The 6,356-nt window shown below is 58.4% G+C and carries 6 protein-coding genes; 1 reads left to right on the top strand and 5 read right to left on the bottom strand.

All coding sequences use genetic code 11. From position 1 onward, the window contains the following. The first annotated feature begins 47 nt into the window (after window positions 1-47). Window positions 48-917 (top strand): TauD/TfdA dioxygenase family protein, encoded by an 870-nt coding sequence (locus POF45_RS02880; RefSeq protein ID WP_282314993.1) that lies wholly within the window; start codon window positions 48-50, stop codon window positions 915-917. Between the two features lie 2,079 nt (window positions 918-2,996). Here POF45_RS02880 and POF45_RS02875 read toward each other — a convergent pair. The 5 genes from POF45_RS02875 to POF45_RS02855 all read right to left on the bottom strand — a co-directional run bounded on the left by POF45_RS02875 (window position 2,997) and on the right by POF45_RS02855 (window position 6,346). Continuing rightward, complete coding sequence (locus POF45_RS02875) at window positions 2,997-3,686, bottom strand: hypothetical protein (RefSeq protein WP_259502812.1); 690 nt, start codon at window positions 3,684-3,686, stop codon at window positions 2,997-2,999. Continuing rightward, window positions 3,655-4,695: a GSCFA domain-containing protein gene (locus POF45_RS02870; RefSeq protein ID WP_282314992.1), complete on the bottom strand. Its 1,041-nt coding sequence runs from the start codon at window positions 4,693-4,695 to the stop codon at window positions 3,655-3,657. Before POF45_RS02870 ends, POF45_RS02875 begins: the two co-directional genes overlap by 32 nt. A 94-nt stretch (window positions 4,696-4,789) precedes the next feature. Further along, window positions 4,790-5,305: a GNAT family N-acetyltransferase gene (locus POF45_RS02865; protein ID WP_259502814.1), complete on the bottom strand. Its 516-nt coding sequence runs from the start codon at window positions 5,303-5,305 to the stop codon at window positions 4,790-4,792. 133 nt (window positions 5,306-5,438) lie between these two features. Next, window positions 5,439-5,726: a DUF7832 domain-containing protein gene (locus tag POF45_RS02860; RefSeq protein ID WP_282314991.1), complete on the bottom strand. Its 288-nt coding sequence runs from the start codon at window positions 5,724-5,726 to the stop codon at window positions 5,439-5,441. Window positions 5,727-6,019: 293 nt separating this feature from the next. After that, window positions 6,020-6,346 (bottom strand): DUF7716 domain-containing protein, encoded by a 327-nt coding sequence (locus tag POF45_RS02855; RefSeq protein WP_282314990.1) that lies wholly within the window; start codon window positions 6,344-6,346, stop codon window positions 6,020-6,022. Between the last annotated feature and the right edge of the window lie 10 nt (window positions 6,347-6,356).

Below are 6,356 nucleotides of genomic sequence, written 5' to 3'. Positions count from 1 at the left end.
AAGCACGTGTGTGGTGCACGACACCTAAAAAAACAGGATGAGGGAACATGGATCAATTGGCACTCAAGGCAATCGAGCGTATCGCCGCTGAACGACGCGCGCCCTATCACAGCATCGCCGTTGACCGCATCACGCCGATCATCGGCGCCGAGGTCAGCGGCGTTGACCTGTCGCAGCCGCTGAACGAAGAACAGCTTGCAGAAATCCGCCGCGCTTTTCTGGAGAACCACGTACTGGTGTTCCGCGACCAGCACCTGACGGTAGAACAGCACAAAGCCTTTGGCCGCCTGTTCGGCGAGCTGCGGGCCTTGCCGGTGGAGGATATTGACGGCGACGACCCGGAACTGGTGGTGATCCGCGCCAACGCGCAGTCGCGCTACGTCGCCGGCGAAACCTGGCACACCGACGGCACGGCTGATGTGGCGCCGTCCTTGGGATCGATGCTGTACGTCAAGGAAACCCCGGCCATCGGCACCGGTGGCGATACGCTGTTCGCCAACATGCACCTGGCGATTGAAATGCTGTCGCCTGCGATGCAGCAGTTTCTCGGTGAGTTGACCGCTATCCATGACGGCGAGATTCCATGGAAGGGCTATCAGCCACCCGCCAACCTGCCCAAGACCGAACACCCGGTGGTGGTCCGGCACCCGGAAACCGGGCGCAAGTCGCTGTTCGTCAACTCCGGATTTACCTCGCACATCGTGCAACTGTCCGGGGGCGAGAGCCAGATGCTGCTGAACATGCTGTTCGACCTGGTGGCCCGCGAACCAGTCCTCAGTTGCCGAGTACGCTGGGCGCCCAACACCCTGGTGTTCTGGGACAACCGCTGCACCCAGCACCACGCCGTCTGGGATTATTTCCCGCATTCGCGGTACGGCGAACGCGTGACGATCCTGGGAACACGGCCACAGCCTTGAAGCCACCGCACCCACACGGGGTCTCTGTCGAGCGCCAATTTTGTGTTCACTGAAGATCAACTGTGGGAGCCGGGCTTGCCCGCGATAGCGGTGGGTCATCAGCAAGGATGGTGACTGACACGGCCCCATCGCGAGCAAGCCCGCTCCCACAGTGGATCGCTATCGAACGCCAATTTCGTGTTCACAGAAGATCAACTGTGGGAGCCGGGCTTGCCCGCGATAGCGGTGGGTCATTTGGCAATGATGGTGACTGACACTGCCCCATCGCGGGCAAGCCCGACTCCCACACGGGATCTCTGTCGAACGCCAATGTTGTGTTCACTGAGGATCAACTGTGGGAGCCGGGCTTGCCCGCGATAGCGGTGGGTCATTTGGCAACGATGGTGACTGACACGGCCCCATCGCGGGCAAGCCCGCTCCCACACTGGATCGCTGTCGAGCGCCAATTTTGTGTTCACAGAAGATCAACTGTGGGAGCCGGGCTTGCCCGCGATAGCGGTGGGTCATTGGGCAATGATGGTGGCTGACACGGCCCCATCGCGGGCAAGCTCGCTCCCACACTGGATCAGTGTCGAACATCAATTTTGTGTTCACTGAAGATCACCTGTGGGAGCCGGGCTTGCCCGCGATAGCGGTGGGTCATCAGCAAGGATGGTGACTGATACTGCCCCATCGCGGGCAAGCCCGGCTCCCACACTGGCTCGCTGTCGAGCGCCAATTTTGTGTTCACAGAAGATCAACTGTGGGAGCCGGGCTTGCCCGCGATAGCGGTGGGTCATTCAGCAGGGATGGTGACTGATACTGCCCCATCGCGAGCAAGCCCGCTCCCACACTGGATCGCTGTCGAGCGCCAATTTTGTGTTCACAGAAGATCAACTGTGGGAGCCGGGCTTGCCCGCGATAGCGGTGGGTCATTGGGCAACGATGGTGACTGACACGGCCCCATCGCGGGCAAGCCCGCTCCCACACTGGATCGCTGCCGAACGCCAATTTTGTGTTCACTGAAAATCCCCTGTGGGAGCCGGGCTTGCCCGCGATAGCGGTGGGTCATTCAGCAAGGATGGTGACTGACACTGCCCCATCGCGAGCAAGCCCGCTCCCACACTGGATCGCTGTCGAGCGCCAATGTTGTGTTCACTGAAGATCAACTGTGGGAGCCGGGCTTGCCCGCGATAGCGGTGGGTCATTCAGCAGGGATGGTGACTGATACTGCCCCATCGCGGGCAAGCCCGCTCCCACAGTGGATCGTGGTTGAACGCCGATTTTGTGTTCACTGAAGATCAACTGTGGGAGCCGGGCTTGCCCGCGATGGCGGTGGGTCATTGGGCAATGATGGTGACTGACACTTCCCCATCGCGAGCAAGCTCGCTCCCACAGTGGATCGCTGTCGAGCGCCAATGTTGTGTTCACTGAAGATCAACTGTGGGAGCCGGGCTTGCCCGCGATAGCGGTGGGTCATCAGTAAGGATGGTGACTGACACGGCCCCATCGCGAGCAAGCCCGCTCCCACACTGGATCGTTGCCGAACGCCAGTGTTGTGTTCACTGAAGATCACCTGTGGGAGCCGGGCTTGCCCGCGATAGCGGTGTGTCATTCAGCAGGGATGGTGACTGACACGGCCCCATCGCGAGCAAGCCCGCTCCCACACTGGATCGCTGTCGAGCGCCAATTTTGTGTTCACAGAAGATCAACTGTGGGAGCCGGGCTTGCCCGCGATAGCGGTGGGTCATTCAGCAGGGATGGTGACTGACACGGCCCCATCGCGGGCAAGCCCGCTCCCACAGTGGACCGCTATCGAGCGCCAATTTTGTGTTCACAGAAGATCAACTGTGGGAGCCGGGCTTGCCCGCGATAGCGGTGGGTCATCAGCAATGATGGTGACTGACACGGCCCCATCGCGGGCAAGCCCGCTCCCACACTGGATCGCTGTCGAGCGCCAATTTTGTGTTCACAGAAGATCAACTGTGGGAGCCGGGCTTGCCCGCGATAGCGGTGGGTCATTGGGCAATGGTGGCGACTGACACGGCGCCTTCGCGAGCAGGCGCGCTTCCACAGGTTTTGCATCCTGACGTACAGTCTCTACAAGCCGCGACTCAGCAGCTCTTCAACAATCAACCCACCAAACGCAACATTGCCATGCAACGGATCATCCACTTCGCAATACGCCGCCCGCTGAAAGCCACGGTCATCATTCGCCGCTTCACGTACATCAATCAGCTCGATACCCAGCCCCTGCAACCGCTCAATCAGCAGTCTCTGCGCGGCCATGAACACCCGCGCATTGGACATATCGGGCACCCGCTGCGGCGGCAGCGCGGCGAACACCTTGAGCTTCATCGCAAGCGCCTGCTCATAGAAGGCCAATGCAGGCCGGGACAGGGTGTCGATGATGGATTCAAACAGCGGCCCCTCAAGAAATCCGTTGTCGAATTCACCGTCCGGCGTCTGATAGCAGCTCCAGTTCGGCGCGGTAGCGAGATAGTGCAGGCTCAAGCCGATGGTACTCACCAGCGGCACCGAGACTTGCCCCAATCGCGGCACCTCAAGTTGCTCCAGCGCTTGGCGATACAGCCGCTCCATCTCCCCATCCCGAAAAATCACGTCATCCGGCGCCAGACTAAAGAAGTCGACCCCAAAATCCCGGCCGGCCCCCAACGGACCGCCGCCGAACGGCACCTCACGGGCCTTCGCCGCCTTGCCGATCACGCCGGCATGGGAGTCGCCCAGCAGCAGAAATCTAGGCGTAGTAGTCGAGTACGGCGTCTTCACAAACAAGGTCCTCTCTGGACAGGGGCAGGGTGGGGGCGGTGCACGGCGTCTCGACCACGTGAGTGGGTTCAAGCCCGGCGAAAAACTGCTGCATGACGAACGCCACACCCTCAGGCGTGACTTCCCGTTGATTGGGCTGGTAGAAGTCGCCCTTGAACGGCGTGCCGGTGATGATTTCGTAGGACGGAAAATAATCGACGTCGGGCAGGTCTTCACACAACTGCCCGGCGACGGCGCGCAGTACCGATTTCGAGTAGGTCGTAGCACTCAGCGCATGCTGACCGGTGGCGGTTGCGGTCAGTGGCACTGGCGAAACGGTGAGCAACAGTCGCAGTTGCGGGTTCACCGAACGCATCAGCTCCAGCGCCTTGACCATCTCCCGATAAGTGTCGAGAAAACCGAAATTGCGAAAACCATGAACCTGCGGATCGAAGCTGCCGCGCACGGTGCCAGGGCACACCGGATACAGCAGCGAGGTGCGGCGATGCTCCCAGGCTTCGGTCAAACCCAGGGTAAACACAAACACCTTGGCGCGGCTGATGGCCGTGCGTATGGCCGCCAGCGTGGCATCGCGCGAGGCGAACAGCGCCTGCTCACTGGCAAAGCCCTCAGGCTCGACCGCTGGCCGAAACGGATCAAAAAATCGCCCGTCATGGCGCCAGGTTTCGGTCGGTGGCGGACACACATCCAGCGCCCATTCGAGCCACTGACGGAGCATCGCCGGCGTATACAAATTGCCGGTGCGGAAAGAAAACACCCCGTAGTTACGGGCCTTATATTCCGCTTGCGGCAGATCAGCAGGAGCCGGCTCAGCATCCAGCCAGTTCATGCCCCGCGCCACTAGCGCCCGGCCAATGTGCTGGGCAAAACAGGAGCCGGCAGTGACGATGACATCCTTGCTGCCGATCTCGAATTCGGGTGTCCACAGATCACTGATCTGCGACGCGGCCTTGTCGGCGACGGCAGTGCGCCAGAAGGCGCGGGGTGGCAGGCATTGATAGGGATTCACGGTATCGGGGCTCCAGGGTCCAGGTCACAGGGAGTAAAGACCAGCTTGTTCGGTCGAGCACAGGGACAGCGTTGACGGCGGCAAAGCGGCCACATCAGGTGATTTGATAGCGGTAGATCAGATCATCAAACCACCGATCACCAATTTGATAGGCCTGCGGCACACGCCGCTCAAACACAAAACCGCATTTCTCCAACACCTTGCAGGACGCGATATTGCCGTCAGTCACAGTCGACTCCAGCGAGTCCAGCCCGATGGCCGCGGCATAATCAATGATCGCCCGCCGCGACTCTGTACCAAACCCCTTGCCCTGATACTCCGGCAACAACAGACACCCCACCTCCGCATGCCCCGGCGACAAAATCCGAAAACCACTGACCCCCAGATCCTGCTCATTCGCCTTGTCGACCACCACCAGACACAACCAATGATCCGACTGCGGCCCCCACGCCGGGAGGCGGTGATCAAACCCCTTGCGCACCTGTTCCTCGGCAATCTCGCCGAATACGAATTGCATGGTTTGCGGTTCGGAATGCAGCCGCAGGAACAGCGGCCAGTCGGATTCGACCAGGGTGCGCAGGTGGAGGCGTTCGGTGTTGAGGGTGAGCATCCGGTGCTCCTTGCACGGCGCAAAGGGGAGAGGGTTTTTTACTGGGTGTGGGGGGAAAGATCAATGAGTTGTAGGGGGGAATGGGTGAGGCCGGATAGCCAGGACTCGCAATGCTTGAGCACTTCGTGGTTGGTCATTGGGTGGGACATTGTTTTGTCGATTTCCAGGAATTTACCGACTCCGTTCTCTTTGTAGAAACAGAGCCAGTTGTCTCTGCCATCGTGTAAAATTCGGTGGCAGAGAGCTTACCGCTAATTACATTCGAGACATCTTGAGGCTCTTCCTGAATGTGAAGATCTCCAGCCCAGCCTTTGACAAAACACCATTTTAGGAAGAGCGCGATGTGCGTGCCGCCTTGCTCTTGTGGTTGGTCCGCTGGAAAGTCTCCAGCATAGTGCCAACGAGCATCGTCGTATTTCATGTTTCTCCTTGCGATGCCTTGCACTCAGATATGTAAACTCGATTTAACACGTTTTCATCAGCAGAGGGAGCTTGAATCTCACGATCCAGCCAGTAATGAACGGTCGTGGCAGGCTGCATCTGGCCGATATCCGCCGTCCGTGAAAGGCGGCAATGGGGCGGTTCCGGTCATTCGCGACCGGCGGCTTCCCACCCAAAGCGGACATCATGCTTTGTTGTACCTTCGCAACCAATAGCAACTCGGATTTACTTTCTAGACGCCAAAAGTAAATTCACTCCGTTTATATATGAACTTTATGGATTCAATTTAATAAAGCCGTCATTTTCAAAGTAATGAATAAAGGCTTTGTATGCCATGTCTAAATCGAAAGAGCTATCCTGCTCTCGTAGATTTTTTATAATGGATGATAGGTCATCGCAAAGTAATACATACCTGTAGTTGATTTTCGACATTTCTACAGGATTATCGTCAGCATCGTAATCTTCGAAGTTGTCTGGATTCTCGATAATTGCTTCGCAATTCAAATCCCATTTTTCTTTGTCTTTTGGCAAATAGAGTGCGTCTTCCCAGCCTAGGTTTTCAGCGTCAGAAAGGACATCAGCAAATTTTCTATTTCTCATTTGGCTCCCC

It is taken from the genome of Pseudomonas fungipugnans, assembly GCF_029955235.1.
In the GTDB taxonomy this organism is placed as follows: Bacteria; Pseudomonadota; Gammaproteobacteria; order Pseudomonadales; family Pseudomonadaceae; genus Aquipseudomonas; species Aquipseudomonas fungipugnans.
This window is presented reverse-complemented; position numbering and strand designations above follow the sequence as displayed.

Bases quoted from the DNA above. Each gene is read 5' to 3' on its own strand.
- POF45_RS02880 (WP_282314993.1), top strand. From the start codon at position 48: ATGGATCAATTGGCACTCAAGGCAATCGAGCGTATCGCCGCTGAACGA.
- POF45_RS02865 (WP_259502814.1), bottom strand. From the start codon at position 5,305: ATGCTCACCCTCAACACCGAACGCCTCCACCTGCGCACCCTGGTCGAA.
- POF45_RS02860 (WP_282314991.1), bottom strand. From the start codon at position 5,726: ATGAAATACGACGATGCTCGTTGGCACTATGCTGGAGACTTTCCAGCG.
- POF45_RS02855 (WP_282314990.1), bottom strand. From the start codon at position 6,346: ATGAGAAATAGAAAATTTGCTGATGTCCTTTCTGACGCTGAAAACCTA.